We start from the raw sequence: 26,312 nt of genomic DNA on the forward strand, positions 1-26,312 counted from the left end.
CCCCGGCGAGACTGGGCTTTTTTGTCACCGCCGTCAGCAAGAGACCTTGGTCTCTTGCTGACAGGACACCTGCCACCAGGGCGTCAGGCCTGCACGATTTCGCCGTCCGCCTCATGCGCTCTCGTCAGTCACGCATGCGGCGTCCACCGCATCCCACCGCAACGTTCGTGACGATCGCGAGCGCCCCTCGAGCGGGTGAGACGGGAGATCTATACACTGATTTGCCGTTACGATAAACCGAAATATTTTTACCGCGGGGGCTTGCGCCGTCGGGCAAATCAGTGCCAGGGGGCGATTGAAACATCGGCAGGTCAAACTATTACGCAGCGCGGGTTTCGCTCGCCCCGGACAGCATTCCGGCTTCGACCAGCGCCTCTCGAATGCGTTTGATCTCGGCTTCGGAAATCTTGACCAGGGGCGGGCGGACCACGGCCCGGGACAACTTGCCGAGCAGCACAAGCGCCTCCTTCATCCGATTGTGCATGTCCACGAACGGGTCGGCGTAAAACGCGCGTGCAAGGGGATGGATACGATCGTTGATGCGGCGGGCTTCGGCGAGGTCATTGGCCTTGACGGCGCGGAATAGTCGCACCTGCAATTCGGCGATCACGCTCCCCGAGCCCGACAGCAGGCCGTTGCAACCGAGCACCAGCGAGGACAACAGCCACGGACTGTTGGTGGACAGCACGTTGATCGGACGGCTCAGCCCCTGCAACGAGCGTATCGTGACCTCGTGCTGTGGCACCTCGGGCGTCCAGTCCTTGATTGCGCGCAGCGTCGGGATTTCGTCCCCAAGCCGCAGCAGCGTAGGCAACGGATAGCCCTGGCCAGTGGAGCGGGGATACTGGAAGGCGATGAGCGGCAGATCCGTGGCGTCGGCGATACGGCGGAAGTGGGCAAGGACCATCTCCGCGGACTGGCCCAGTGTGAAGGGTCCGGGCGGGAACACCAGCAAAGCTGACGCGCCGCCGGCTGCCGCGCGGCGGGCAATCGCCGCCGCCTCGATGCTTCCCTCGGCATAGACGCCGTGGATGATTGGCAGGCGATCGCCGACCGTGTCACCGGCGATCTCCATCACCTGGCGCTGCTCGTCGGCCGTACAAGAGGCGACTTCCGTCGAGTGCGCGTTCACGGTGATGGCGGAGATGCCTTCGACACTCGCGACATCAGTCAGGTGAGTTTTGAAGCTCGCGTGGTCGATCGACAGATCGTCATTGAACGGCAGCAGGACGGCTGGGATGACCCCTGCGGGCTGGTATGTTGAAAAGCGCGGCATCGGCAGAACCTCCCGGGGCCAGAGTCGCATGATATCAGAAAGGAGACAGCCTCCGAAATCCGCGTGCGCCTGCCGAGCCGAAACGAGCTGCGTGTTCGCCACAGGGAAACGAGGGGATACACCGGGCTCATTCGGGCAGTCCCGCTTTCCGAAGGCCCTCAATCTGCACCTTCGAGTTTTCTTGCCCGCCGCGCGCAATCCACCCGGATATTGTAAACGTGGGATCCGTTTCCATCACGCGCTCCGCCGCTTCGCGCGCCTCGGCGTTGCGACCGAGATGGGCGAAAGCCGACGCGAGACAACGGTAGCTGGCAGAGTAGGAGGGGCTCTGGCGTCGCGCCCTCCTAGCTGCGAGAATAGCTTCGTCAAAGCGACGAAGCTCAATTAAGGAACTCCCCATTGCAGCGAACGTTAGGTGCAGCCGCGTGTCAACTGGGCTCATACGAGCAGCGCGTTCAAAGCTGCGAAGCGCCTCCCCCGGATTGCCGGCAATTCTATAGCTCCAGCCTCTGCAATGCCACGCGAGAAACAGATTGGGGTTGAGCGCAACGGCTCGGTCGGCCATTTCGATTGCGCTTTCACAATCGCCGACCATAAAGGCCGAAATCAAAGCGGCGTCCGCCAACCACTCCGCATCACCGTCGTCCATGCTCAATGCTAGGCGACTGAGCCGAACGGCTTCGTTGCGCTCGAATTGAGGGTCGACGGCATAGCCAAAAAGGACGCGCTGCATATGACAGATACCCGCCATCGCAGCCGCAGCGTCGAACCGAGGCTCCAGCTCCAAAGCGCGTTTTGTAAGCCTTAGAGCTTCCGCTATCCCCTCGCGGCTCGTAGCATTAAACTGCTGCAAGGCTCGCAGATAAAAATCGTATGCGGTGAGGCTCTCCGTTCGCCGCCGTGTCGCATTTGCAATCTCTGTTTGAAGCAATTTTGGCTCAATGGCTGAAACAACGGCCCCCGCTATTTCGTCCTGCAGCGCGAAAACGTCAACTAGATCACGCTCAAACCTGTCCGCCCATAGGTGCGTGCCTGCAACAGCATCAATCAACTGTCCGATGATGCGAACTCTTCCCGATGCCTTGCGCACCGAGCCCTCAAGCACGTACCGAACGCCCAGCGTATGCCCGACCTCCTTGATGTCAACGGATCGACCTTTGAACGTGAAACTCGAATTGCGGGCGACTACGAACAGGGACTTGAACCGTGAGAGCGCTGTGATGATCTCATCGACCATCCCATCGGCAAAATACTCCTGCTCGGCATCACCCGACATATTCTGAAAAGGCAGGACTGCGATGGAGGGCTTGTCGGGCAGCGGGGGCAAGGCATCAGCCTCGGCAGCAAGCGCGGGATCGGCCGCTTGCGGTTCACTCGGCGCACTCACCCAATATGCCCTGATCGGCTGGTGAATGTTCTTCACCTGCTGAACACCAAGGTCCACGAAGGTCATGGGCAGGACCTTCCGTACCTGATCATAGGTGGTCCCGGAGATACACACGCCACCCGGCTTGGCAATCGACTGTAGACGCGCGGCAACGTTCACGCCGTCACCGAAGAGGTCCCCAGCGCGTACCATTACGTCGCCGATGTGGATACCAATGCGGAAGCTGATGCGGCGATCAGGTGCGAGACCGGCGTTCGCTTCGGCCAAGGCAATCTGCGCGTCTACCGCGCACTGCACCGCCTCCACAGCGCTCCCGAACTCCGCAAGGACACTGTCTCCCGCCGTGTTCGCTATGCGACCCCTGTGCTGCCCAATGAGCCTGTCGAGGATTGCGCGTCGTTCGGTTAGCCCCTTGAGCGTGCCGACCTCATCGGCTCCCATTAGGCGGCTATAGCCTTCGACGTCCGCTGCGAAGACTGCGACGAGCTTCCGGCTGACTGCCACAGGGTCTGACATGCGTGCCCCAATGCCAACCTAAGGCGACCAGTGTGGGCTAGAGGGTGCGCCCTCGTCAACCAAGTGTAACGGTCCCGAACTTGACCAAAGCTACCCCTCGGGCACCCCGGCAAGCCGCAGGCCCTCTTCAAGCCTAGCCAAGTCGTCAGGGCGGCGAATAGGGATTAACGTCTTAATGTGCGAGACGCGAAGTGCCGGAACGAGCTGCATCAAGCGGACAGCCACGTCCCGGGCGTGTTCAAGCTTGCCAGCGAGCGCCAAGCTCGCAGCCAACACACGCAGGGCAACCGGTGAAATCTGTTCTTGGATCGATCTTTCCGCCCAGCTAGACGCCTCGCCGTATCGTCCAGCAAAGAAATGGCCGTAAGCTATCGATGCCTGCATGTAGGAAAGTCTCGGAGCGAGTGGATCCAGGCGCGTCGCCCGCAGCCCGAAGCCGCAAGTAGCGCCAGAGATGACCACGGTTCGCGAGATCGCCGGTGATTTGCAGGTGAAGGGCATCCCGGCTCCACGGGGGGGCACATGGCACCCCACGGCTGTCGCGCGGTTGTACGCCGGCGCGACGGCCGCCACTGTCAACTTGCCGACACAGCCCGCCGCCAAACGCGCAGCCAGGTGGCCGCGTAATTTCGCCACCAATCCGGATGGCCTGGTTTCGAATTGGTGCGGAGCGACGTTTGTTGCCAAGGTCTGGTTTGCGTTGAACTAGTTCCGGGTGGTCCATGTCGGTCCGAATCCGACATCGGGCTCCTGCCGGGAGGTGTCAGCGCAGCCATATCGCCACTGGCGACGCGCGCTCTTGCCACAACACAATCGTTGATCTGGATCAAACTACGGGAGGCCGTTTCTGACGCCAATGATTGGCGACCGCGCGGACTGTCGGCGCGGATCACTGGCGGCGTGATGCCGACCACGCGTTGCAGGAGATAGCCCGTGATTGCCCCATCCAGTGAACCGAACGAGGCGAGGGGACGGACCACCCACTCCAAGACCTATGAGAGAGGGATGGCCCTGCTGTTTATCCTTGCACCCGTGGCGATTGTTATCGCTTTTCTCTACCTGATTCCTGACTAACCCGAGGGTAACGGCCGCGGCGGGTCATGAGCGTCGGCCTGAACTTTCGCGGGTGACTTCCGGTCTCACCTCAACTTCGGACGTTTCCCCGTGCCGCGCAAACGGTCGCGAAGGGCCACAATCAGACATACGCGGGTGGCGCCAAAAAGGCCTGTGGTTGTGAAGTCCCCTCGACATTCCGCCCCCAGCCCGGGACCAAAGCCCCACGCGGAGCCGATAACGAGCAATTAGGGCGCGCCTGATAGGATTGGCGCGGTCGGATTATGGTGGTTTCCAATGCCTCAGTGGGTGATCGCATCGGTTTTCGGAGTGCTGGCCTTGTGTGCGGCCTGGGGGATCTATTCGTCCTACTCCACAGGGACCGTCTACGGAGAGCTGTCGCAATATTCGGAAGATCGCGAGCCGACTGCCTTCTTCATGGTGGTGCTCGGCAAAGTGCTCGCGCTCATCTTTTGTCTCGCGATCGCCTTGCATGCCGTCGGCCTGCTGACCACGGACCCAATTGCAGAAATCAAGCATTGGCTGCCGTGGCTGCCAGACCGTCGATATTAGGGCGGCGGCGCGTGGGATCCAATGTATATTCGCCAGATTGTTTTCGCCGTCGCGCTGCTCGGCGCTTTGGTTCGGTTCGGGCCTGCCACAGCTGAAGATGGCTTCCCGGCAGCGGAGTGGGAGCGCGTCACCCCTGCAGAATTGGGCTGGTCAGAGACCGAATTGGCCCAAGCGCGATCCTTTTCGGATCAGATTCGCTCGAGCGCGGTTGTGATCGTTCAGCACGGAAAGGTGGTGGCCGAGTGGGGCAATACGACGAAGCCAATGGAGCTCGCTTCAATCCGCAAGAGCCTGCTCAGCGCCCTGATCGGCATCGCAGTGTCGGATCGCCTGATCAACCTCGACAGCACGCTTGGCGAACTCGGCATCGACGATAATCCGCCTGGCCTGACCGGGATCGAGAAGGGCGCGACGGTGCGCGAACTCCTCGAAGCGCGTTCCGGGGTCTACCATGCGGCGCTCTATGAGACGCCGGACATGGCCAAGATGAGACCGCCGCGCGGCAGCCACCCGCCCGGCACCTTCTGGTACTACAACAATTGGGACTTCAACGTGCTGGGCACGATCTACGAGCACGCAACTGGCACCGGCCTCTTCGAGGCGCTCGACCGAAAGATCGCAAAGCCAATCGGCATGCAGGACTACCGGCAACAGGATGGCAGCTACGTCCGCGGCGAAGCGTCTATCCACCCCGCCTATGAGATCCGCATGAGCGCACGGGACTTGGCGCGTTTTGCACTTCTCTATCTGCACAGAGGCAATTGGGCCGCACACCAGATCGTGCCGCGGGAGTGGGTGGAAGAGAGCACGCGTGGCTATTCGAGAGCGGCGTCCGGGCAGGGCTATGGCTATCTCTGGTGGATCGGTTTTCTGGGCGGTGCCGTTGCGCCTACGGTGACTTTGCCCGAGGGCAGCTTTTTGGCCGAAGGTGCCGGCGGGCAATACGCCCTGGTCGTGCCCGCACTCGACCTCGTCGTGGTGCATCGTGTCGACCGCGACACGCCCTTCACCGAACCTTCGATGCGTAGTATTGCCAGGCTCTTCTGGCTGATCCTGAAGGCCGAGGGCTATGATCCGGGGCCCGATGCCTCGCTCACAGCAGCGACCGGCGAACGGCCGACAGGTGAGACCCTGGCCGCAAAATTCCAGGGCAGGACGATCAGCTTCGGTACCAAGCTCAGGGATGGTCCGTTCACAATGCGATTCGAGCCCGACGGCCGGATGACCTATCCGCACTGGGACGAGGCCCTTGGACCTGCAGCCGGGACATGGACGGTCGCGGAGGATAAGCTCTGTATCTCGATCCCGGGTGCCAGACGTCGCTGCTACATTCCTGTACTGAACGGTGAACAGATTGAGCTGTTCGACCAGCTTGGCGTCATGCAAATCGCCGGGGTGGCGCTGCCTCAGTGATCTGCATGCGGCAATCGGCTCGCGACGTCCGCTCGGGGTCAAGACGCGACCTCGTCGAATTCCCGATGCTTGTCCGCGACGCCGTCGAAAGCGGAAATCCGCATGATGAGCGAAGATGTCGGTTTGGGGCCAAGAACCGACCTACCTGTTTCGAGTTCCCTCTTTTGACCGCGAGCTTTGATCTGGATCAACCAAATCAGCTGTCTCAAGCCATGCTTGTATCTTGAGCTCATCCCGCGCGGAAGGTCAGGACATGGATGCAAGCAGCACAGAGCCGCGCAACACGCTTCTGTTGCCGCCGCCCAAGCGCGACCTGCGGCTCGATTTCCTGCGCGGCATCGGCCAGTGGATAATCTCCTCGACCATATTCCGAATAACTTCCTCAATTGGTTCACGATCCGCAATTACGGCTTCAGCGACGCAGCGGAGTTCTTCGTCTATGTCTCCGGCTATTCGATAGGATTTGCATACGGACCCGCCGTTAGGAACGGGCAGCTCTTAGCCGCGACAAAGCGGCTCTGGACGCGAGCGTCGCAGCTCTATGTCGCTCACATCTTCCTGTTCCTGTTTTTTGTCGCTCAGATCGCTCGTACCGCAGCTCGCTTTGACAATCCGATGTACAAGGACGCGTTCAACGTGGCGCAATTTCTTGACCGTCCCGACATCATGATCGGGCAGGCCCTGCTGCTCAAGTACAAGCCGGTCAACCTCGATGTCCTTCCTCTCTACATCGTGCTGGTTCTCGCGGCGCCAGCGTTGTTGTGGTGTCTGCTGCGTCGGCCGAACTTGACCTTGCTCGGCTCTGCGGTCTTCTATTTTGCCGCCCGACATTTCGATTGGAATTTGCCCTCGTTTCCGGGGGGGCAAATGGTATTTCAACCCGTTCGCATGGCAGTTCCTGTTTGTATTCGGCGTTTGGTGCGGCTTTGGTAGCGGGCCGAGGATAAGGTCGACTGCACTCTCTCGCCCGATCACGATTGTCGCGGTGGCGTGGCTCGCCTTCGCGTTCCTGATCGTCATGACATGGCATGTGCCGAGCTTGGAGCGATTTGTGCCAGAGGCTCTACGTCGCGCGATTTATCCGATCGACAAATCCAACCTTGACCCGCTGCGCCTCATCCATTTCCTGGCCGCGATGATCGCGTTGCTGCATTTTCTCCCAGCGGATGCGCCGTGGCTCCGTTCCAGACGGCTGCGCCCGCTGATCCTGTGTGGTCAGCGTTCGCTACCCGTATTTTGCTTTGGCGTCTTTCTTTCCTTTGCCGCTCACTGGATCCTCGTGCAGGTCAGCGGCGGCATCTTGGCCCAGATGCTTGTCAGCATCGTAGGCATTGCCCTGCTGGTGGGCATAGCTTGGCTCGCCACTTGGTATCGCAGTCTTCCCACCCTATTCCCGACTCCGGAGCACTACATGGCCGAGTAGGAAATGCAGTCTTCACTCCGTGTCGAGATTGAAATCGTAAGACGCTGCCGGAGGGCCATTGTGAGCAGCAGCGAACTGACCTAATGGAATATTTATCGTGACGGGGGAGGAGTCGAAATCGGTTTGCTCAATTCTGAGCGTTTGGCCCGGTTCCATTTCTTTGACTGCGCTCGGGGTAATTGAAGCAGCCGCGATGCAGATGTTGGTGAGGCAGAAAGTATAAGGCACGATGGTGGGCGCGCCCTGATCAACACTCACTTTTACTCCAGCTTGCACAGAAAGCCCTTGAGGTACGAAAAGCTGCAACCGGGCGAGAGGAGCATCGGCCCGCTCAATCAGATCCACACGGACGACGACCACACCTGCGACGTCGGTGCCGGTGGAAGTTGTCCGACAAAGCGTTGCGCCGTCGGAACCTTTGAAGCACACCTTGCGCCATGTGGAATAATGGATGCTTTCCGGCAGATGCACTGGGGGAGGTCTCAATTGAAGCTTCTCGTCTAGAGCTTTCCGATCTTGTGCATCGACAGTTGCGGTCAAAAGCATCAAGACAGCACTCGTTAGTCCAATGCGGACGAATGGCTGAGCACTTCCCATGGCTAGTAGCTTCATTGTGCGCCCGTTTTCGTTGTGGCCTGGAGCTACGAGTGCCTTTCAAGGAACTCGGTCACGAGAGGCGCCCAGAGCGGCACACCCTCTGGCGAGTCGATCAGGAAATGGCCGTCGTCCTTGAATGCTGGCAGCATGTGAAATTCGGCATGTCCTCCACTAGCCTCAAACGCCTTGTGCATACGTCCCGCCAGCTCCGGTCCAAAATAGCTGTCGTTTTCCGCATATATCCAAAGCATCGGCACGCGCGAGGTGAGACCGAAAATACCCGTCGCAGCAACGAGTTTGTCGGGAGCACAATTGTTGTTCGGTTTACCGTCCACTCGGCCGCCACGCCCTGCGGCAAAAGTGATGATCGCGCGAACAGAAGGCGGGTTCCGGCTCGCCAACGCAATGGAGCCCCAGCCGCCGCCCGACTGACCGACGACGATCACCTTGGTGGGAGCGATCATCTCTCTCGTGCTCATGTACTCAATGAGCCATTCGTTCAAGGTGGCAATGGCGAGCCCCGGGCCAAGAAAGTTCGGATTGTCGCAACTGCCGACATGCCCAAAGACGGATCCAAAAACGCCCTGGTCCTTTATATCGAGGCTGCTGGCTCCATATCTCAGCGGTGAAATCACGAAATAGCCGTGCCGTGCAAACCAGTGTGCAGCGGCACGATATTCAACGGGCGGAAACATGGAACGCTCCTGGGCGCCCAGCGAAATCCCGTGGTTCATGATCAGCAAGGGAAACGGCCCTTCGCCGACAGGACGCACCACGTAGGCAAGTATTGGCAAGGGGAATGGCAGTGCAAACATCTCCTCCTCGATTTTTGGAGATGCAGCGGAATCCTCTGCCAAAGCATGATCGCAGGCAGCAAGCACCAGCGCCGTGAAAAGGAAGAAAACCTGCACCACGCGCGTCAGCATGTGCTTCTCCCGAAGTAGCACGATAACGCTAGGCACGCCGAATTGGACCCGTTTGACTTAGATCAAGGCTTCCGGTCCGGAACGGGTCAAAACGCGACCTCGTCGAATGCCCGATGCTTGTCCGCGACGCCGTCGAAGGCGGAAATCCGCATGATGAGCGAAGATGTCGGTTTGGAGCCATCAGCGGAAGTCAAGCATCTCCATTCGTCGGACGGGAACGAGACTTGTCACCGTGGCGACGGCCGCTCCCAGTCGATGAATTCGACCTGGCCGGCCGGCTTTCGCTGCGGACCGAGAAAGATGACGAGCCGCAGGCCATCCGTCACATAGGGATCAAATCCAAGGTTTGTCCGTGGATTGATCGGGCTCGAAACGCCGACTCCGCCTGCGAAGGCGAAGCGGTAGGCTTCGCCGGTCAACAACAGGTCCTGGAGAATATAGTAACGATCCTGATCCACCTCCGGACTGATCCGGTGCGTGGTGAAGGACCATGTCTGGGTCGTCAGCTTCGTGCCGATATCACGACTGATCTGCCCCACCCAGACATCGTGTCCCTCGAAGGTGAATGGCGCGTGCCAGACCCGCAAATGGTTGCGCAAACTGATGCTGTTCCGGGCCTTCTGCAAGGCAATGTCTTGCGGACGACCAAAAACATAAAGGGGGCTGACCGGCGAAGTCGTGTATTCCGTTCCGAAGACGAAAGCCCCGACCGTTCTCAGGATGCTATGCACATCCAGCGGTTCATCGAGGCGCCACCCCCGCTCTATGAACGGGAAGATGGCATCGGCGCCGCTACCGACAATCACCAGGTTGAGCGGGTCTCCATGTCTGTCTTCCTCCTTGTTCGAGGTGCAACAAGGTAGTTCCTCCAGCTTCCTGCGCAGGCCGGCGAGGTCGACGTTCTCGGTCGCCTTGGGCAATGCGTTGAAATCGATGTTTTGCGCAGCATAGAGCTTTCTGTCCAATTGGATCACGAAGCGAAATTCAAATTGCTCGCCAGCGCCGACAAAAGCGGCACGAACGAATTTGACCCCACCTTCGCGATGGGTCAGCACAATTCCAGACGCGACTTGGCCGGCCCCGATGATCTCGGGCATCGCCTGCCGCGCGAAGAACGACCCCCTCTGTCGATCGGCTTCACCTGGCCACCATGCGTGAAATATCCGGGATGCCTCCGGCGGCGTGTAATAGTTCGCATCCGTTGTCGCCGGCAGATAGTAGAGCGGGCCGTCGATATCGTTCTTGACGCTGAGCCATACAGCTTGCATGCCCTTATCGGCCAGAGAAACACCAAAGTAACGTTCGCTCTCGTCATCGGCGAGAACCGCTGCGCGAGCGGTGACCGGCCCCTGTTGCTGCGTGATCGCGCGCGCCTCGAAAACCTCGCGGACGGCAGGATCTGGCGGCGCCTTGCTGCAGCCGCCAGCCGCCAGCAGGATCGCCGCAAAGATCGGGAATGACCGGAAGAATTCGGTCACCTGGCTATACTCCCTGATGGCAATGGCAATTGGTTGTCGGTTCGCGCGGGACACTCGTTGATTTGAATCAAGGATTGCGTTTTGGAATGGCCCACGGCCCTCGATCCGAACGCATTCGGTCAGTTGCTCGATATGGCCGCGCCAAGGAATAGGGGGGACCGCTTGCTGAGGCCGATTGTGAGGTCAGTCACAGTGCTCACCCGATGCACGAGACTAAGAGCGTGTCAGGTGGTGAGATGGTCTCGCCCCATTCAAAGGAGCTTGATTATGACCAAACTCGACATGGAATATGCGGCACGCGGCAATGTCGACAATGCCGAACTGGATGAGAAGCAGCTGGAGCTCGTGAGCGGGAGTGGCATTGGGGATCTCCTCCATCGGCTCGGGTTCGCGGCCGGCTGCATCCTTGGTGGCGGCGAGCTGAGCGTCCACGGCGATCAGCTGCATTGCAAAGTCTAACGCTGCGTCAGTGTCTCGTATGGAGAGCCCCGCGCGAGTCTGGCGGGGCTCCTCTTGTTGGCGCAATCGTTGGTCTGCTCGGGGCCAGAACACGACATCGGTTGACGGATCAAGCGGCTGGCGAACGCGTCCGCGTGGGCTCGACTCAGCTCGATTGGAACAGCATCCACACGCCCCCGGCAAGAAAGGCGAGGCCCGCAATCCGTGCAATCCCGCGGCCTGACGGTACGACCTTCTCCAGCAGAACGAGAATGGCAAGCGCAGCAATCCAGAACAGGTTCATCACTCCGAGAGTAAAGAGGAGAACCATGAGCGCCCAACAGCATCCGAGACAGTAGCCGCCATGGCGGAAGCCCAGTGCCAACGAACTGGTCGTGGCCCTCTGGAAACCGCCACGGCTCAAGATGAAGCCAAGCGGCGCCTGGCATTGTCGGAGACAAACGTCCTTCAGCGGCGTCCACTGGTAGAGCCCGGCGAGGATCAACAACATGCCGCCGACAATGTTGCTGGTGCCAGCCATCATCGGCGTGAGCAGGGCGGCACGCTCAAGAGCCCATTGCAGCGACGTCGCCACGAGTGAAAAGGCGACCCAAGCCAAAAAATAGCCGCCCGCAAACCATGCAACTGAGGCGAATGGCCCGGTTTCGGTCGCGTGGCGCCCAACACGTGCGTAAACCAGGATCATCGGCGCGACGGATGGCGTCATCATGCCAATCATCATCACGATCCACATCACGAACACGTAAGCGAACTCTATCGGTTGCCAGGGGGCGCTGGCCGGCATCATCAGAGCCTGACCAGCCGGGATCATGCGGAAGCCCGTCATGTCCATGCCGCCCATTTCCATATCGTCGGCAAGCCGGATCAGGTCGAACCAGGCGAGTACGGTCAGCACCACCAGCGAAGCTAGTATGATTATGCGGTCGCGGCGCAGGATGGCTTCGAAGGCCGATTTGTTCATCCGGACGTGCTTGACCACCGGATCGGCGCGTAGTGGCCGTTCTTGCCGGAGTTGTCCCAGCGCATCCCGTGATCACTGAAGGTATTTCCGGGAGCCCCCACGGCAAGAGCAAGCTTGTCGGGACTGACCGGATGACCGATATTTGCCCACATCTCGCCGCTTGGATGTGCGGTCGGCAGCGGATCAACACTCATGCGCAGGATACCCGGGATTTCGGCGGAGCGTGTCTTGCCTTTCACGCTATAGGTGATCGGAACCTTCTTCGCGCCAAGGTTTTTCGTGATCAGCGGCGCGAAATGCGCCATCGGTCCGCCGACCGCTCCCGTAAAAATGGCGCCCAGTGCTTCCGTCTGCTTTTCGTTGGCGCGCTCGTCGATGTAGGCGGCAACTGACCAATTTCCTTCTGCCATAGGCCCAGGTGTATGGACTGCGAGCGCCACGTTCAGGTCGTCGAGAGCGGTGCTCTCATAGCTTCCCTTGTCAATGTGAAAGAGCAGCGCCACGTCGCACACGCCTTCGGTTGGCTTCGACGTAAGCGGCGCGGATTTCGACACCAGACAGGGACAGACCACGCTGCAGTTGCAGTTCTCGAAATAGTCTCCCGATATCTGCCAGGCAGCCGCCATTTTTTGCCTCCCCTTGAAACATATTGGTCAACGGTCAATCGCGAAATCACAATGGGTATTGGAAGCTGACCTATTCCGCGGCAAGCATTATAGCGGCCTGCTGTGAAAACATCCATCGAGGCGCTGCGGCCTTGCTGCCTTCTCCGAATTCCGCGTCGGGTCAAAACGCGACATCGTCGGACGGTAAGACCACGCGTTCTTCCACACCTTGCCCAATGCCTGTTCGCTGATTCGTGAGCTGGCGCGAAATCCCAAATTCTCGGCTCGCAATCACAAGACTTGACGAGCAAACTTGCGATAAGCGGTCCATTTTCTGGGAAACCGAGATAGATGGCCCGCTTTTACTTTCACAAGCACCAAGATGGAAAACAGATCGAAGACCACAAAGGGCGTTCGTTTCCTGACGAGCAGGCTGCGTGTCGCCATGCGTTCCGTGCAGTTGCTGCAATCATCGGGCGGATCGGCCGTAGCGACGAACAGGCAGGAACGTATGTCGGCATTGAGGTGCATGACGGCGAGCGCACGCGATGCATTGTCAGAGCCTTCATTGTCGTTGAACATCCCCGCAACTGAGGCGGCCTGCGGCTGAACGTGAGCGCCAAAGGACAAGTGTTGTTGGCGTAGGTCGACGGTATTTCGCTCTCAGGACCACCGCGATTGCACCCAACTCTCGGACCCCCAAAGGACAGTCTGGGTGACTTCGATGGCGTCCAGCGAAATTTCGGCGTCGGCCTTTTCATTGAGCGCTTGGGCCATCGTGTGACGGTCGGAGGCAGATAGAGGGCAGGCTTGAGTGAGTATCGCGGCTCCTAACAAGGCAAGGCTGCGCGCCGATGATCAATCCTATGTGCCGTTTCCCGCCGGCGACTGAATCAGCGGGCTATTCCAGACACGGCATAATAGCGCCTTGAGCTGTGTGAAACTCGCAGGCCCGAGCTCGGCACTCCATTCACGCTCGATGTCGCGGAGGATGTCATGGATCTTCGAGTATGCGGCGTGGCCGCGCTTGGTAAAGCGGACTATTCGCGCGCGGCCCTCGTCGGGCGTATCGGACCGGGCGATATAGCCGAGACCTTCAAGGCTCCCGAGCAGCTGGTTCATGGCTTGCTTGCTCATGCCAGCGCGCTCGGCGAGGGTGCTCGGGCGAACGCCATCTGGTCCCGGGAATTGCAACACCGCGATATGGGGCAGGCGCAGCTCTTTGAAGCCGGCTGCATTAAGGTCATTGATGAGGCGACGATGGATCGCCTGCGCCGGGACACGCAGCAGGGCGCCGATCAACATATCCTTGGGGTTGGCAGGTCGATTTTTCAGTGTGGAGGGCATTGACAGCTTTCAGTAAAGGGAATTTACTTTAAAAGTAAAGGCAATTGACCGTAGGGGAAGCGCGATGCTGCAGCAAGCCGTCAACTTCCGCGTCAATCCCTCCGAGGAAACCATCCGGGTCGGGCCGCTCGTCGTCCGCTTCCTGATCACGGGAGAGAACTCGAGTGGCAGCATCTCGGCTTTCGAGCTGATTGTCCCGGCGGGGCAGCGCCTGCCGGGCCCGGCGCACAGCCACGACCATTACGAAGAGACGATTTACGGCATCGACGGGGTGATGACCTGGACCGTCAACGGGAAACAGGTCGACGTTGGACCGGGACAGGCGCTATGCATTCCACGTGGCGCCGTTCACCGGTTTGACAATCACGGCGATCGAGACGTGAAGGCGCTCTGCGTGATTACGCCGGCCGCGCAAGGCCCGCAGTATTTCCGCGAGTGTGCCGAGGCGATCGACCAGGCGGTTGGTCCGCCGGACCGGGCAAAGATGGCGGAAATCATGCGTCGCCATGGCCTCACGCTGGCCCTGCCTCAAGCGTAGCGACGCCTGCGGGGCGCTCCACTCACTTTGGGTGGGAGTCCACATACTTCTGAAGGTAGGTCGGATCGACCGCCGCCTGGATCTTTTCCAGCGGAATCGGTATTGGAATCGCCCTGGTCGCTGCAAGCACCTCACTTGCCAGAAACAGCTTCCCGACAAGACCGCGATCCTTCGACGTCATCGAGAATGGCGACGACGGATCGAGCTGATCGGCAAAACTCGGCACGCGACCGCAACACTCGCGATCGAGTGTCGCCTTCGCGACCTCCGGCGTTACCGACAGATGCTTGACGAAGGCATCCACGCCGACTTGCGGGTTCTTCTGCATCTCCTCACGCGCCATCGCTTCGACGGCAATGAGCCGCTCCGCGATCTCGGGATGTGCCTCAACGAACGCCGGCCGCACGGCGGTCAATCCGGGGCAAACGCCGCCCGGCTCGAGATAGTCCTCGTCGAAACTGGCGATCGGAAAGCCTTCCGACTGCAGTTGTAGCGAATAAGGTGGCCACGAAATGCCGGCGTCGATCGACTTGCTCAGGAACGCATCACGAAGCTTTGGCGCTACAACGTTGACGACGTTGAGCTTCGCGTAATCGATGCCGACCTTCTTCGCCATGAGATAGAGGCTGACCTCGGCGCAGGTTCCCAAAGCCGCGCCGATGTTCTGGGCCTTGCCGATGTCCCGGTACGACTTCACGGGCCCTTTGGGATCGACGATCAGGCCCTCGGCAGCGGCATTGTTGGCCTCCCAGAACAGAAACTTGAGCGGAATGTCCTGGCCGAGCGCGAAGGTCAGCGCCAACCCCGCGGTGACAACGTCCAGCCTTTCGCTCCTGAGACCAGCGAACAGCGGCGCGCCGGACTGAAAATAGAAGAACTTCGGCTTCAACCCGGCCTTCTCGAACAGATTGAGATCCTGGGCGACGAATACAGTCGCATGGTCGGCGGTGGGAATGCCGTAGTTGAATTCAAGCAGCTGTGCCGCCTGTTGCGAGTGGGCAACTTGCGGCGCGAACGCGAGCGCCGCCGCGAAGAGCCCGGATGCAATGGTCCTCGTTCCGTTCATCCACTTCCTCCCCGGGATCGCCCGCATGGACATGGACGTGATCGTCGTGGTCTCGCTTGCCGCCAGCCGTAGTTGCTCATGCGTTACATCCCTGGATCGGCCTTAGCCGACGGATGCTCCCGCCTTTGCCCGGCTTATTCCGAGGTTCAGGATGCGATGCAGGAGGTCCGGGTAATCAATTCCATCATGCCGGGCCGCCGTAGCGAACTCCTCGCTCTTCGCGATTTCGGGATTCGGATTTGCTTCGATGAAATATGGAGTGCCTTCCACAGACAAGCGAAAGTCGATGCGCGCGTACCCATCGAGCCCCAGCGTCCGGTAGATGCGCTTCGCCGTTCGCTGAATCAGGGCCGACACTTCCGGCGCGAGGTCGTCGGCCGGCCCGTCTTCAACTCCGACACGTTCCTGGTAACTGACGTCGTGTTTGGCCTTTTGGGTGGCTATTTGCCGTGCTCCCTGGCCGCCCAGATTGCCAAACTTCAACTCCCAGATCGGGAGCACCTGCAGCCGATTGTTGCCGAGCACACCAACATAGAGCTCGCGCCCCTCGATGTATTGCTCGGCGATGGCGGCGGTTCCGAGCCGATCGTGAACGAAGGCGACGCGTTCGGCCAGCTGGTCGTCCGTATCGACGATGGAGGCTTGCGATATTCCATAGGATCCATCCTCGCTCAGGCTCTTGACGATGAGCGGCATGGCCAGGCGCGAGGGCCGCTTGATCTTGCGGCGCATCGGAAATACGGCAAAGGCCGGCACCGCGATGCGGCGATGGTGCGCCAGCGTTTTGGACAGATCCTTGCCGCGCGCCAGGATCAGGCCGCGCGGGTTACAGCCGGTGTAGGGGACCTTCATCAATTCGAGAAAACTCGCGATGTGCTGGTCGTACCCGGTCGAATAGTGGAATTCCTCCAGCAAGGTGTACACGACGTGCGGCTTGAAATCCTCGATCGCGTCGCGCACCGGCTTGATTTCCTCCTGCACGCCGAGCGGACGAACATCGTGGCCTGCGGCACGCAAGGTGCTCACGACATCAAACTCGGTTTTCCATCCATGGATCTCCTGCGCGGTGTATCCGTCGGTCGTCTCCGGGGGGACGCAGTCCGGATGCATCAGGACGAGAACGCGCAGCCGCCTCATAGTGCGATCCATTTCCGCCGCGACGGGCCGAACAGCGCGTGCATGGTCTTGGCGGTCAACAAGATGGTGAAGTTGATCACGAGCTTCCGTTCGGAGCCCGGGGCGCGGAGATCGAGTTCGCGACAGCGTGAGATCATGTCATCGAGGACGGCATCGAGCGTAAGCTGGTTCTCGCCGGTCCATCGCGCGACCAGTTGCCTGATTTGCGCACGGTGCCGCCTGATGAAGGCAGCGGCCGGCTGCGCCCGTCGATGCCGTTGATCGCTGGAGAACAGACGCAGGAGATCCCGGTCATACGTCTTCGGCGGCTCGAAAGCGTAGAACGCCTGCTTTTTCTGGTAGTGCTCCCCAATCGTCTGGCCGAGGCTGGACAGCGGATCGACACGATCCCGCTTCGTGATCGGCGGCCGGACACCTGCGATCTCGCCCATCAGTTCGTCGACATATTCGAGCTTTTTCAGCGCCGGCCAACCGGCGTAGCGCGTTCGCCAGTTCGATCGCGGTCGCAACCACACCGCAAAGGTTTCGGCAAAATCCTCGTCCGGATGGCTCTGCGCATACCAGCGCCGAAGATGCTGGACGTAATGCCGGCTGGCCGGATTGGGCCGGTAGTAGAGCGGATAATGCTTCGAAGACGGACCGAACAGCTGCTGCCACCGTCGGCGCCGCTGCAACTGGTAGGCGTGCTGCACGGCATGGCCCGCCTCGTGACGGAGAATCGCCATGCACTCCGACCAGGTTCCTCCCTCAACCTCGAGCATCATTTTCTTCTCGAGTTTCATCAAGCGGGGGTGGGCAAGATAGAACGGAATGGCGATGCCCGGCACGTCTGCCGGACTGAACCATTCGCTCGAGATCCAGACGTGCGGCCGCAGCCGGATGCCTCGCGCCTCGAGTTCTTCGTTGAGAGTACCAGCACAATCCTCGAGCCACGTGCCCTTGACCTGAACCCTCAGGCTGCTGAGCCGCTGCCTGAGCAACTGCTCGTCCGTCATTTCCTCCCAGGCGTATTTACGAGACGGCATAAGCACCTATGACATGAACGCCGGCGATGGTGCCACGGGATGCCGCTGGCAACAACCGCCGATTCTTCGCGCCGTTGGTGTCCAGGCGAGGTTGCCCGGCAATAAATTCAGATAAACCGAAGTATCAACGGAGGTCGAGCGAGTTCGGGGGCGCTTACTCCTGGACTAGTTCACCGGCTCGGCCACCCTGAACGGCGGCGCGATTCCCGGGACCGGGAAGGCGCGGCACATCTCGATGCTCGTCGCCTTGAGCCGTCTTGCGACTTCGGCATCTCCATTCGACCGGAGAGACTCAGCGATCAGTTCGGCGATGAGCTGCATTTCGGGCTCACCCATGCCGCGCGTGGTCGCTGCCGGCGTACCGAGGCGAACGCCGCTCGGCTTGAGCGGCGGACGCGGGTCATCGGGAATGATCTGCTTGTTTGCGGTGATTCCGACGGCGTCGAGAATGCCTTCGGCCACGCCGCCGTCCAGTCCGGCGCTCGCCACCGTATCCACGACCATCATGTGATTGTCGGTTCCGTCGGTGATCAGCTTCATCCCGCGCTCCATCAGCGCTTCGGCCAAAACCTTCGCATTGCGCATGACCAGCCGCGCATAGGCCTGATAGTCCGACGTCGCTGCCTTCTTCAACGTTACGGCGGTCGCGGCCACGACATTCATGTGCGGACCGCCTTGCAGTCCGGGGAACACCGACGCGTCGATCTTGCCGGCAAACTGCCGGCGGCAAAGGATGATCCCCCCGCGCGGCCCGCGAAGGGTCTTGTGCGACGTCGTCGTCATGATGTCGAAACCCGCATCGAGCGGATTGCGTAGAACGTTGCCGGCGATCAAGCCGCCGTAGTGGCTCACGTCGGCCATGGTAATTGAGCCCACCTCGTCGGCGATGCTCTTGAAGGCAGCGTAGTCCAGGTCGCGCGGATAGGAGCTGTAGCCGCATAGCACCAACTTCGGGTGGACCTGCCGGGCCGTTGCGCGGAGCTCATCGAAATCGATGGCGCCACCCTTTGAAGGCTGCGTCTTGTAACGGGCGAAGTTGAACAGCCGCCCCATGTGCGACACGGGCGCGCCATGCGTGAGGTGGCCGCCGTGCGACAGGTCCATCGCCAGGATCGTATCGCCGGGCTTCAGCAGGCCGAGATACACGGCCTGGTTCATTGGCGATCCGGACAGAGGCTGGACGTTGGCATGCTCGGCGCGGAAGAGCGCGCAAGCTCGCCGTCGAGCAAGGTCCTCTATCCGATCGGTAAATTCCTGGCCGCCGTAATACCGGCGCCCCGGATATCCCTCGGAATACTTGTTGGTGAACACTGACCCGAGCAGTTCGAGAACCTCCGGATAGGTGTAGTTCTCGGAAGGAATCAGCTCGACGCCATCTTGCTGACGGCGTTCCTCGCCCTCGAGAGCAAGGGCAATTTCGGAATCGTTGACGTGGAGTTCGTTCCGGAATGACGGCATGGTCTGGGCTCCCTAAGTCGCTGTGTGTTCAGCTGAAAGGTGCCCAGGCGATCGGCTTTAAAACCCTCTGCGCTTCACCGTGGTCAATTCCACGCAAGCTCGCCAGTCGCGCGAGGGGCGATGAGCCTTCGATGCTCATCGCGGGCAGAAGGCTAATCAATCCCTGGAGGACTCACAAGGGTTCGTAACTCATATTTTGACGCTCCGGCATGAGGCTTGGCTTCGTCCGGATCGGCATGGGCGCGACAAAGGCAGGGATGCCGAACAGCCTGGTAAGACGTGGCGCGGCCCGCGGGTCTAGTGGTCCGGAAAGCCATCCGGCCGATTCAGGTGCAGCCTGCTTTGCCTGTCGCTTCGACGAAACAACCAGCGCGTTGTCCGCGCTCTCGTTGCCCTGAAGAAGTCGCGAGCGCCTTTCACGAGCAATCGGACGGTACGCCAGGCCTCCGTCGCTTTAAGCCACGCTATGGCCTGGCTGTACATTGTGTACAACTTCGCGAAGGTGGGAATGCGCATCAGCTTTTCTCGCGTGAGGCTGAATAGCCTTTCCACCAGGACGAGCTTCAGCAATTCGCCGACAATGAATGTCACAACGCTGCTCAGGAACTGGCCGGTAGCCGCGAGGTAGGCTGCTATGGGCTTGATCGGCTCGAGTACGATCACCGGTACGGAGAACAAGGCAAGAGACTGATACGGCGGCAGCGACTTGATCCAGGCCCTCAATCTCGTAAGCTCGACATGCTTGCCGATCCAGTCGGCAATCGGCCTGGCGAGCGTCATGAATATCGCGTCGACCAGCAGATAGAGGCCGGCCGCAATATAGGTCAATACCTTCAGAATTCGCTTCACAGTGCCGACCCTCGAGGACGAGGCCTGTTTTCAAGGCCCGCCATGCGCACCTTAACCTCAGTCGAGCAGGAGAACCAAAACCTTTTCACGGGTCGCCCGCGACATTCAGCCTTCGCGTTGGAACGGACGAGCTCGTGCGACAGTGCTGGAATAAGCATTCTCCGGGAGACGTTGGAGCGATCGACGTGTACGAGCGCTTTACATGGTGTTACAGCAGACAATCAACGGTCGCAGCAGCGACCCGCTTCCTGGACCGGCGGGCAGGGCACCGAACCGTAGGAACAGAACACGCAGCAATCGCCGGCTTTCGGCTTGAGACGGATGCCGCAGCCCTTGCAGTCGTAGAAGAACTGGCAGGCGTCGGTTGGCATGGTCTCGGTGGCGGCAAAGCCGCAAGCGGGGCAGGTCAGGGTCGAGACAAGTTGCATGGCCTTCTTTCCACTCGGCCGCAGGTTTCCACGATGAAGACCTTGGCGAATAGGCATGCCGGTCAGTCGATCCATGATCATAAACCATTGGTTCGTTCAGTCTATCGTCCAAGCGATGCGGAAAATGCCGGTCGATCCCGCGCTGTCGAAGGCGTGACCGACTGAATGAAGCGCCATGCCAGTTGGCGCGGGCTGGCGAGATCGTGATCTCGGCCTGATTTGCAGGCCGGTCGCGAACATGCGACAAGGCGGCATGCATCCGAGGCGCATCGCCAATCTCTGGATTCTGCTGCTCGTCGGGGCCGGGCTTTTGCTCGCGCCCGTGGCGCCGGCGTTTGCCCGGCTGATGCCGGGCGACGCAGCAGCCTCGATGCAGATGATGGCCGGCGAGATGCAGGCTGACATGCGTGTCATGTCGGAGGACATGCCGTGCTGTCCGGACCAGACCCAGAGCAAGACCTGCGACGGCTGTCCGTTCGTTGCGCTTTGCATGCTGAGCGTGCCGCTGCCGGTCCCGACCGGGGCTGTGACGCTGATCGAGCGCCATCCGCTCCGCAGCCAATTCGCTGCGCATGACGATCTCCTGCTCGACGGCCTCGGCGCCAAGCCCCCTGACCATCCACCTCGAAGCAACGTCTGACCGGCGCGCAAGCGCCTGATCGCTGCCGCGCGCGTCGCGTGACGCGCGTGTCGTCGTATGCCGCGCACGCGGTTCATCAGACCTGTCGAGGACAACAGACATGACCAATTCAAACCTGGCGCGCGCCGCTCTGGCCGCGCTGATCGGTGCTGCCATGGCGGCTTCGCCCGCGCGCGCCGAGATCAAGAACTACGAATTTCAGCTCGCCCAGCCGACCGTCCAGGTCGGTGCCGATCGCATCGTCACGGTGCGGCTGGTCGACAAGATCACCGGAAAGCCCGTCCCGGACGCCGTCATCTTCGCGACGCGGCTCGACATGGCGCCCGAGGGCATGCAGGAGATGGTCACCAAGGTGATGCCGATGCCTGCTTCGGAGCCGGGCAGCTACCGGTTCAAGGCGAATTTCAGCATGGCCGGACGCTGGCAGCTTTCGCTCGGCGCCAAGGTGCAGGGCGAGACCGGCACGGTCGACAACAAACTCGTCGTCACGGCTGCGAAATGACCCGCCTTGGCCTTGCCGGCGCCGCCGCTGCGATTGTTGCAGCGGTTGGCGTCGCATTCATCGGTCGCTTCTATCAGCCGCGATCGACGTCAAATCTCGTCGCATCAGCTGTGCAGGCGACGGAGACGGGCGCGCCGCTCTATTTCCGCGATCCGGACGGCAGGCCGTTCTACTCGCTGACCCCGAAGCGGACGCAGGATGGCCGGGACTACCGACCGGTTCCGGCGGGCGCCGATCTCGGCTTCGAGGAGGTCGAGCCGCCAGCGGCGATGCCGACGGCCGAGGCCAAGGCCGAGCGCAAGATCAAATATTACCGCAATCCGATGGGGCTTCCCGACACCTCGCCGGTGCCGAAGAAGGACTCCATGGGGATGGACTACATCGCCGTGTACGAAGGCGACGACAGCGACGACGGTTCGCTGACGCTGTCGCCCGGCAGGATCCAGCGCACCGGCGTCACCTCGGAGCCCGCGGAATTGCGCCGGATCAGGACGCTCGTGCGCGCGCCCGGCACGATCCAGCTCGACGAACGGCGCGTCTCGGTCATCGCAATGCGCGCCGAAAGCTATGTGCAGAAGGTCGCCGACGTCACGACCGGCAGCCGCGTCACCAGGGGGCAGCCGCTGATGGAGATCTACAGCCCCGCGGTCTCCTCCGCGGCTGCCGAATATCTTGCGACCATCACGTCGAAGGCCATTGCAGGCATCGAGCCCTACGGGAGAGGCTCCCGGCAGCGGCTGGTGAACCTCGACGTGCCCGAGGCTTTCATCGCAGAGATGGAAAAGAGCCGGACCGTGCCCATCGCGATCCAGTGGTCGTCGCCGCGCGACGGCATCGTGCTTCAGCGCAATGCGATCGAGGGTATGCGTGCGCAGCCGGGCGACGTGCTGTTCCGGATTGCCGACGTCTCGCTGCTGTGGGCGGTGATCGACGTCGCCGAGCGCGATCTCGGTAGCATCGCGATCGGGCAACCCGTTACGGTGCGGGCGCGCAGCTATCCTGGCCGCCGGTTCGAAGGCCGTATCGGCGTGATCTATCCGCAGGTCAACAAGGAGACGCGCACGGCGCGGGTCAGGATCGAATTGCCTAATGCGGATCTCGCCTTGCTACCCGACATGTATGTCGACGCCGAGATCGACACCGGCGGCCAGGCGCCGGTGCTTGCGGTCGCCGACAGCGCCGTGCTCGACACCGGCAGCCGGCAGACCGTGCTGATCGACAAGGGCCGTGGCCGCTACGAGCCGCGCGAGGTCAAACTGGGGCGGCGCGGCGACGGCTATGTCGAAATCCGCGACGGCCTTTCCGAGGGCGACGCGGTCGTGACATCGGCCAACTTCCTGATCGACGCCGAGAGCAACCTCAGGGCCGCGCTGAAGGGGTTTGCCGAAGCCGATCGGTCAGAGAATGCCGATCTCTCCAGCGACAAGAGCATGGGAGCCAGGCCATGATCGCCCGTGTCATCGCCTGGTCGGCGCGCAATCTTCTCCTGGTGCTGTTTGGCACCGGCTTTGCCGCGGCCGCCGGATTCTACGCGCTGCTCCATCTGCCGCTCGATGCCATCCCCGATCTCTCCGACACCCAGGTGATCGTCTACACGGAGTATCCCGGCCAGGCGCCGCAGGTGATCGAGGATCAGGTCACCTATCCCCTGACCACGGCGATGCTGACGGTGCCGCGATCGAAGGTGGTGCGCGGCTTCTCGTTCTTCGGCGTCTCCTTCGTCTACGTGATCTTCGAGGACGGCACCGACATCTACTGGGCGCGCTCGCGGGTGCTTGAATTCCTCAACGGCGCAGCGTCGCGACTGCCGGCCGGCGTGACGCCGACCATCGGTCCGGACGCGACCGGCGTCGGCTGGGTCTACCAGTACGCGGTGATGTCGAAACAGTTGAACCTTGCCGATACCAGGACGATCCAAGACTGGAATCTCAAATTCGCGCTGGCCAAGGCCGAAGGCGTCGCCGAGGTCGCCAGCGTCGGCGGCTTCGTCAAGCAGTACAACGTGATCCTCGATCCGCAGCGGATGCGCGACCTCGGCATCAGCATGCAGAAGATGCGCGAGGCGATCCGCGCCAGCAATGCGGACGTCGGCGGCCGCACCGTCGAACTGTCCGAGTTCGAGTATGTGATCCGCGGCAAGGGCTATCTCAGGAGCATCAACGATCTCGGCAATATCGTGCTGAAGACCGACAACGGCACGCCCGTGCTGCTGCGCGACGTCGCGCGCGTCGAACTCGGCCCCGACGAGCGGCGCGGCATCACCGAGCTGAACGGCGAGGGCGAGGTGGCGGGCGGCATCGTGCTGCAACGCTTCGGCATCAACGCGCTCGACGTGATCGAGAGCGTCAAGCAGCGGTTCGCACAGATCGCGAGCAGCCTGCCGAAATCGGTCGAGATCGTGCCGGTCTACGACCGCTCGAACCTGATCTATGCCGCGATCGCCACGCTCAAGCGCACGCTGGTCGAGGAAAGCCTCGTCGTCGCGCTGGTGTGCATCGTGTTCCTGCTGCATGTGCGCAGCGCGCTGGTCGCGATCCTGATGCTGCCGGTCGGCGTGCTGATGGCGTTCGGCGCGATGAAATTGCTCGGGATCGGCTCCAACATCATGAGCCTCGGCGGCATCGCGATCGCAATCGGCGCGATGATCGACGCCGCGATCGTCATGATCGAGAATGCGCACAAGCATCTGGAGCGCGCCGATCCCGGCAAAGCGCGGATCGCGATCCTGATCGAGGCGGCCGCCGAAGTCGGGCCGGCGCTGTTCTTCAGCCTCCTGATCATCACCGTGTCGTTCATGCCGATCTTCACCCTGGAATCCCAGGAGGGACGGCTGTTCAGCCCGCTCGCCTTCACCAAGACCTTTGCGATGGCGGCGGCGGCCCTGCTGTCGGTCACGCTCGTGCCGGCGCTGATGGTGATCTTCGTGCGCGGCAAGATCGTCCCCGAGCACAAGAATCCGATCAACCGCTTGCTGATCTGGATGTACCGCCCCGTGATCAAGGGCGTGCTGCGCGCCAAGGCGCTGGTGATCGTGCTGGCGCTCGCCGTGCTCGCGGTTTCGGTCTGGCCGGCGCGCCAGCTCGGCACCGAGTTCATGCCCAATCTCAATGAGGGTACGCTGCTGTACATGCCGACCACGCTGCCGGGTATCTCGGTGACGCGGGCGTCCGAGCTGATGCAGACCCAGGACCGTATCATCAAGACCTTCCCGGAAGTCGCCTCGGTCTATGGCAAGGCCGGCCGCGCGGCGACCGCCACCGACCCCGCGCCGTCGGAGATGTTCGAGACCATCGTCAATCTCAGGCCCAAGGAGCAATGGCGGGCCGGAGTGACGGTCGACAGCCTGATCGCGGAGATGGACAAGGCGCTGCAATTTCCCGGCGTCTCCAACGCCTGGACCATGCCGATCAAGGCGCGTATCGACATGCTCTCGACCGGCATCCGTACGCCTGTTGGCGTCAAGGTGATCGGCCCGGACCTTGCTGTGATCGACAAGCTCGCGAGGCAGATCGAGCGGGTGCTCAAGACTGTGCCGGGGACCTCGTCGGCTTATGCCGAGCGCGGGCTCGGCGGCTACTATCTCGAGATCACGCCGAACCGGGAGGCGCTCGCGCGCTACGGCATTGCGGTGCAGGACGTGCAGGACACCATCGCGACCGCACTGGGCGGTCAGAGCGTGACCACGACGGTCGAGGGCCGGCAGCGCTTCACCGTCAACATGCGCTACCCGCGCGACCTCCGCGACAATCCATCGGCGATCGCCAGCGACATCCTGGTGCCGATGCCATCAGGCGGGGCCGTGCCGCTCGGCGAAGTCGCGACCGTCACCCCCGCGCGCGGGCCGAGCTCGATCCGGACCGAGAACGGGCAACTGGCGACCTATATCTATGTCGACATTCGCGACCGCGATCTTGGCGGCTATGTCGCGGACGCGCAGCGCGCGGTACGGGCGAGCATCCAGTTTCCGCCCGATGCCTATGTGGTCTGGAGCGGGCAATACGAATATCTCGAGCGCGCCACCGCGCGGCTCAAGATCGTCGTGCCGGTGACGCTGTCGATCATCTTCCTGCTGCTCTATCTCAACTTCCGCTCGATCGCGGAGAGCATGATCGTGATGCTGTCGCTGCCCTTCGCGCTGGTCGGCGGCCTCTGGCTGATGTGGGTGCTCGGTTTCAACATGTCGGTTGCGGTCGCGGTCGGCTTCATCGCGCTCGCCGGCGTCGCCGCCGAGACCGGCGTGGTGATGCTGATCTACCTCAACCAGGCGCTGGCGGAGATCACCGCGCGGCGAACCTCGGAGGGGCGCGCCGTCGCGCGCGAGGATCTCCACGGCGCGATCATCGAAGGCGCGGTCGAGCGCGTTCGGCCGAAGATGATGACTGTTGTCGCGATCATGGCGGGGCTGCTGCCCATCATGTGGAGCACCGGCACCGGGTCCGAGATCATGCAGCGCATCGCGGTTCCAATGATCGGCGGCATGATCTCGTCGACGCTGCTGACGCTGATCGTGATCCCGGCGATCTTTGCCTTAGTGAAGGGCTTTGGGCTTCGGGGGGCGGTCGGGAGGAAGGTGGCCCAGGCCGCTGCGCACTAATCGGTGCTGCGTCGCGGGAACGCCTTGGGCGTTGGCGCGTTGCTGTGCATTCCAGCGCGCA

Annotated in this window: 23 protein-coding genes, 1 pseudogene and 1 riboswitch; of the genes and pseudogenes, 10 read left to right on the forward strand and 14 right to left on the reverse strand. The window is 61.4% G+C overall.

Features of this window, described 5'->3' with window-relative positions:
* Positions 1-319: 319 nt before the first annotated feature.
* Positions 320-1,276: a dihydrodipicolinate synthase family protein gene (locus tag JQ586_RS22470; RefSeq protein WP_212396799.1), complete on the reverse strand. Its 957-nt coding sequence runs from the start codon at positions 1,274-1,276 to the stop codon at positions 320-322.
* Positions 1,277-1,403: 127 nt separating this feature from the next.
* Positions 1,404-3,179, reverse strand: coding sequence for an adenylate/guanylate cyclase domain-containing protein (locus tag JQ586_RS22475; protein ID WP_212396800.1), 1,776 nt, complete (start codon positions 3,177-3,179; stop codon positions 1,404-1,406).
* Positions 3,180-4,529: 1,350 nt separating this feature from the next.
* Between JQ586_RS22475 and JQ586_RS22480 the strand changes: the two genes are divergently transcribed.
* The 3 genes and pseudogenes from JQ586_RS22480 (at position 4,530) to JQ586_RS22490 (ending at position 7,641) form a co-directional block, all read left to right on the forward strand.
* A complete protein-coding gene (locus JQ586_RS22480; protein WP_212396801.1) occupies positions 4,530-4,805 on the forward strand; it encodes a hypothetical protein in 276 nt (91 codons plus the stop codon).
* Positions 4,806-4,826: 21 nt separating this feature from the next.
* A complete protein-coding gene (locus tag JQ586_RS22485) occupies positions 4,827-6,218 on the forward strand; it encodes a serine hydrolase (RefSeq protein WP_212396802.1) in 1,392 nt (463 codons plus the stop codon).
* Positions 6,219-6,471: 253 nt separating this feature from the next.
* Positions 6,472-7,641 (forward strand): annotated as a pseudogene (locus JQ586_RS22490) (OpgC domain-containing protein).
* Between the two features lie 12 nt (positions 7,642-7,653).
* Here the strand turns inward: JQ586_RS22490 and JQ586_RS22495 are convergent.
* The 3 genes from JQ586_RS22495 to JQ586_RS22505 form a co-directional block, all read right to left on the reverse strand.
* On the reverse strand, positions 7,654-8,187 hold the full coding sequence (locus tag JQ586_RS22495) for an invasion associated locus B family protein (protein ID WP_249147973.1): 534 nt from the start codon (positions 8,185-8,187) through the stop codon (positions 7,654-7,656).
* A 95-nt stretch (positions 8,188-8,282) separates the two neighbouring features.
* Positions 8,283-9,164, reverse strand: coding sequence for a dienelactone hydrolase family protein (locus JQ586_RS22500; RefSeq protein WP_212396804.1), 882 nt, complete (start codon positions 9,162-9,164; stop codon positions 8,283-8,285).
* A 227-nt stretch (positions 9,165-9,391) separates the two neighbouring features.
* The gene (locus tag JQ586_RS22505; protein WP_212396805.1) at positions 9,392-10,642 is read right to left on the reverse strand and encodes an LssY C-terminal domain-containing protein; all 1,251 of its coding nucleotides are present in this window, start codon (positions 10,640-10,642) and stop codon (positions 9,392-9,394) included.
* Between the two features lie 267 nt (positions 10,643-10,909).
* On the opposite strand from JQ586_RS22505, the gene JQ586_RS22510 reads away from it, so the two are divergent.
* Positions 10,910-11,101 carry a hypothetical protein gene (locus JQ586_RS22510; protein WP_212396806.1) on the forward strand — a complete coding sequence of 64 codons (192 nt, stop codon included), beginning with the start codon at positions 10,910-10,912 and terminating at the stop codon, positions 11,099-11,101.
* A gap of 145 nt (positions 11,102-11,246) precedes the next feature.
* On the opposite strand, the gene JQ586_RS22515 is transcribed toward JQ586_RS22510, so the two are convergent.
* Both JQ586_RS22515 and JQ586_RS22520 read right to left on the reverse strand, forming a co-directional pair.
* Positions 11,247-12,062: a DUF2182 domain-containing protein gene (locus JQ586_RS22515; RefSeq protein ID WP_212396807.1), complete on the reverse strand. Its 816-nt coding sequence runs from the start codon at positions 12,060-12,062 to the stop codon at positions 11,247-11,249.
* Positions 12,059-12,688 carry a DUF1326 domain-containing protein gene (locus JQ586_RS22520; RefSeq protein ID WP_212396808.1) on the reverse strand — a complete coding sequence of 210 codons (630 nt, stop codon included), beginning with the start codon at positions 12,686-12,688 and terminating at the stop codon, positions 12,059-12,061. The genes JQ586_RS22515 and JQ586_RS22520 overlap by 4 nt, the downstream gene beginning before the upstream one ends.
* A gap of 330 nt (positions 12,689-13,018) precedes the next feature.
* On the opposite strand from JQ586_RS22520, the gene JQ586_RS22525 reads away from it, so the two are divergent.
* Positions 13,019-13,261 carry a DUF6894 family protein gene (locus tag JQ586_RS22525; protein WP_212396809.1) on the forward strand — a complete coding sequence of 81 codons (243 nt, stop codon included), beginning with the start codon at positions 13,019-13,021 and terminating at the stop codon, positions 13,259-13,261.
* A 270-nt stretch (positions 13,262-13,531) separates the two neighbouring features.
* On the opposite strand, the gene JQ586_RS22530 is transcribed toward JQ586_RS22525, so the two are convergent.
* A complete protein-coding gene (locus JQ586_RS22530) occupies positions 13,532-14,014 on the reverse strand; it encodes a MarR family winged helix-turn-helix transcriptional regulator (protein ID WP_249147957.1) in 483 nt (160 codons plus the stop codon).
* Positions 14,015-14,078: 64 nt separating this feature from the next.
* Here JQ586_RS22530 and JQ586_RS22535 point away from each other — a divergent pair, with 64 nt between their 5' ends.
* A complete protein-coding gene (locus JQ586_RS22535) occupies positions 14,079-14,552 on the forward strand; it encodes a cupin domain-containing protein (protein ID WP_212396810.1) in 474 nt (157 codons plus the stop codon).
* 22 nt (positions 14,553-14,574) lie between these two features.
* On the opposite strand, the gene JQ586_RS22540 is transcribed toward JQ586_RS22535, so the two are convergent.
* The 6 genes from JQ586_RS22540 to JQ586_RS22565 all read right to left on the reverse strand — a co-directional run bounded on the left by JQ586_RS22540 (position 14,575) and on the right by JQ586_RS22565 (position 20,515).
* Positions 14,575-15,618: an ABC transporter substrate-binding protein gene (locus tag JQ586_RS22540; RefSeq protein ID WP_212396811.1), complete on the reverse strand. Its 1,044-nt coding sequence runs from the start codon at positions 15,616-15,618 to the stop codon at positions 14,575-14,577.
* A 102-nt stretch (positions 15,619-15,720) separates the two neighbouring features.
* Entirely contained in the window at positions 15,721-16,755 is a 1,035-nt protein-coding gene (locus JQ586_RS22545) for an ATP-grasp domain-containing protein (RefSeq protein ID WP_212396812.1), read from the reverse strand.
* Entirely contained in the window at positions 16,752-17,750 is a 999-nt protein-coding gene (locus JQ586_RS22550; protein WP_249147959.1) for a putative zinc-binding metallopeptidase, read from the reverse strand. Before JQ586_RS22550 ends, JQ586_RS22545 begins: the two co-directional genes overlap by 4 nt.
* Positions 17,751-17,945: 195 nt before the next feature.
* Positions 17,946-19,238 (reverse strand): serine hydroxymethyltransferase, encoded by a 1,293-nt coding sequence (gene glyA / locus JQ586_RS22555; RefSeq protein WP_212396814.1) that lies wholly within the window; start codon positions 19,236-19,238, stop codon positions 17,946-17,948.
* A gap of 34 nt (positions 19,239-19,272) precedes the next feature.
* A riboswitch (ZMP/ZTP riboswitch) is annotated at positions 19,273-19,358 on the reverse strand.
* A gap of 177 nt (positions 19,359-19,535) precedes the next feature.
* Complete coding sequence (locus JQ586_RS22560) at positions 19,536-20,087, reverse strand: hypothetical protein (protein ID WP_312017001.1); 552 nt, start codon at positions 20,085-20,087, stop codon at positions 19,536-19,538.
* A 221-nt stretch (positions 20,088-20,308) separates the two neighbouring features.
* Positions 20,309-20,515: a GDCCVxC domain-containing (seleno)protein gene (locus JQ586_RS22565; RefSeq protein WP_212396815.1), complete on the reverse strand. Its 207-nt coding sequence runs from the start codon at positions 20,513-20,515 to the stop codon at positions 20,309-20,311.
* Positions 20,516-20,768: 253 nt separating this feature from the next.
* Here JQ586_RS22565 and JQ586_RS22570 point away from each other — a divergent pair, with 253 nt between their 5' ends.
* The 4 genes from JQ586_RS22570 (at position 20,769) to JQ586_RS22585 (ending at position 26,251) form a co-directional block, all read left to right on the forward strand.
* Positions 20,769-21,155 carry a hypothetical protein gene (locus tag JQ586_RS22570; protein WP_212396816.1) on the forward strand — a complete coding sequence of 129 codons (387 nt, stop codon included), beginning with the start codon at positions 20,769-20,771 and terminating at the stop codon, positions 21,153-21,155.
* Positions 21,156-21,255: 100 nt separating this feature from the next.
* On the forward strand, positions 21,256-21,657 hold the full coding sequence (locus tag JQ586_RS22575; RefSeq protein ID WP_212396817.1) for a FixH family protein: 402 nt from the start codon (positions 21,256-21,258) through the stop codon (positions 21,655-21,657).
* Complete coding sequence (locus JQ586_RS22580) at positions 21,654-23,105, forward strand: efflux RND transporter periplasmic adaptor subunit (protein ID WP_212396818.1); 1,452 nt, start codon at positions 21,654-21,656, stop codon at positions 23,103-23,105. The genes JQ586_RS22575 and JQ586_RS22580 overlap by 4 nt, the downstream gene beginning before the upstream one ends.
* Positions 23,102-26,251: an efflux RND transporter permease subunit gene (locus JQ586_RS22585; protein ID WP_212396819.1), complete on the forward strand. Its 3,150-nt coding sequence runs from the start codon at positions 23,102-23,104 to the stop codon at positions 26,249-26,251. Before JQ586_RS22580 ends, JQ586_RS22585 begins: the two co-directional genes overlap by 4 nt.
* The last annotated feature ends 61 nt before the right edge of the window (positions 26,252-26,312 follow it).

This window comes from Bradyrhizobium jicamae, from assembly GCF_018130215.1.
GTDB classification, from domain to species: domain Bacteria; phylum Pseudomonadota; class Alphaproteobacteria; order Rhizobiales; family Xanthobacteraceae; genus Bradyrhizobium; species Bradyrhizobium jicamae_A.

What these genes read in the sequence shown, in the direction of transcription:
- JQ586_RS22540 (WP_212396811.1), bottom strand. Translation starts at nt 15,618, where the DNA reads ATGAACGGAACGAGGACCATTGCATCCGGGCTCTTCGCGGCGGCGCTC.
- JQ586_RS22585 (WP_212396819.1), top strand. Translation starts at nt 23,102, where the DNA reads ATGATCGCCCGTGTCATCGCCTGGTCGGCGCGCAATCTTCTCCTGGTG.
- JQ586_RS22470 (WP_212396799.1), bottom strand. Translation starts at nt 1,276, where the DNA reads ATGCCGCGCTTTTCAACATACCAGCCCGCAGGGGTCATCCCAGCCGTC.
- JQ586_RS22485 (WP_212396802.1), top strand. Translation starts at nt 4,827, where the DNA reads ATGTATATTCGCCAGATTGTTTTCGCCGTCGCGCTGCTCGGCGCTTTG.
- JQ586_RS22580 (WP_212396818.1), top strand. Translation starts at nt 21,654, where the DNA reads ATGACCCGCCTTGGCCTTGCCGGCGCCGCCGCTGCGATTGTTGCAGCG.
- JQ586_RS22570 (WP_212396816.1), top strand. Translation starts at nt 20,769, where the DNA reads ATGCATCCGAGGCGCATCGCCAATCTCTGGATTCTGCTGCTCGTCGGG.
- JQ586_RS22480 (WP_212396801.1), top strand. Translation starts at nt 4,530, where the DNA reads ATGCCTCAGTGGGTGATCGCATCGGTTTTCGGAGTGCTGGCCTTGTGT.
- JQ586_RS22495 (WP_249147973.1), bottom strand. Translation starts at nt 8,187, where the DNA reads ATGCTTTTGACCGCAACTGTCGATGCACAAGATCGGAAAGCTCTAGAC.
- JQ586_RS22510 (WP_212396806.1), top strand. Translation starts at nt 10,910, where the DNA reads ATGACCAAACTCGACATGGAATATGCGGCACGCGGCAATGTCGACAAT.
- JQ586_RS22500 (WP_212396804.1), bottom strand. Translation starts at nt 9,164, where the DNA reads ATGCTGACGCGCGTGGTGCAGGTTTTCTTCCTTTTCACGGCGCTGGTG.
- JQ586_RS22565 (WP_212396815.1), bottom strand. Translation starts at nt 20,515, where the DNA reads ATGCAACTTGTCTCGACCCTGACCTGCCCCGCTTGCGGCTTTGCCGCC.
- JQ586_RS22550 (WP_249147959.1), bottom strand. Translation starts at nt 17,750, where the DNA reads ATGACGGACGAGCAGTTGCTCAGGCAGCGGCTCAGCAGCCTGAGGGTT.
- JQ586_RS22525 (WP_212396809.1), top strand. Translation starts at nt 13,019, where the DNA reads ATGGCCCGCTTTTACTTTCACAAGCACCAAGATGGAAAACAGATCGAA.
- JQ586_RS22575 (WP_212396817.1), top strand. Translation starts at nt 21,256, where the DNA reads ATGACCAATTCAAACCTGGCGCGCGCCGCTCTGGCCGCGCTGATCGGT.
- JQ586_RS22475 (WP_212396800.1), bottom strand. Translation starts at nt 3,179, where the DNA reads ATGTCAGACCCTGTGGCAGTCAGCCGGAAGCTCGTCGCAGTCTTCGCA.
- JQ586_RS22520 (WP_212396808.1), bottom strand. Translation starts at nt 12,688, where the DNA reads ATGGCGGCTGCCTGGCAGATATCGGGAGACTATTTCGAGAACTGCAAC.
- JQ586_RS22545 (WP_212396812.1), bottom strand. Translation starts at nt 16,755, where the DNA reads ATGAGGCGGCTGCGCGTTCTCGTCCTGATGCATCCGGACTGCGTCCCC.
- glyA (WP_212396814.1), bottom strand. Translation starts at nt 19,238, where the DNA reads ATGCCGTCATTCCGGAACGAACTCCACGTCAACGATTCCGAAATTGCC.
- JQ586_RS22515 (WP_212396807.1), bottom strand. Translation starts at nt 12,062, where the DNA reads ATGAACAAATCGGCCTTCGAAGCCATCCTGCGCCGCGACCGCATAATC.
- JQ586_RS22535 (WP_212396810.1), top strand. Translation starts at nt 14,079, where the DNA reads ATGCTGCAGCAAGCCGTCAACTTCCGCGTCAATCCCTCCGAGGAAACC.
- JQ586_RS22530 (WP_249147957.1), bottom strand. Translation starts at nt 14,014, where the DNA reads ATGCCCTCCACACTGAAAAATCGACCTGCCAACCCCAAGGATATGTTG.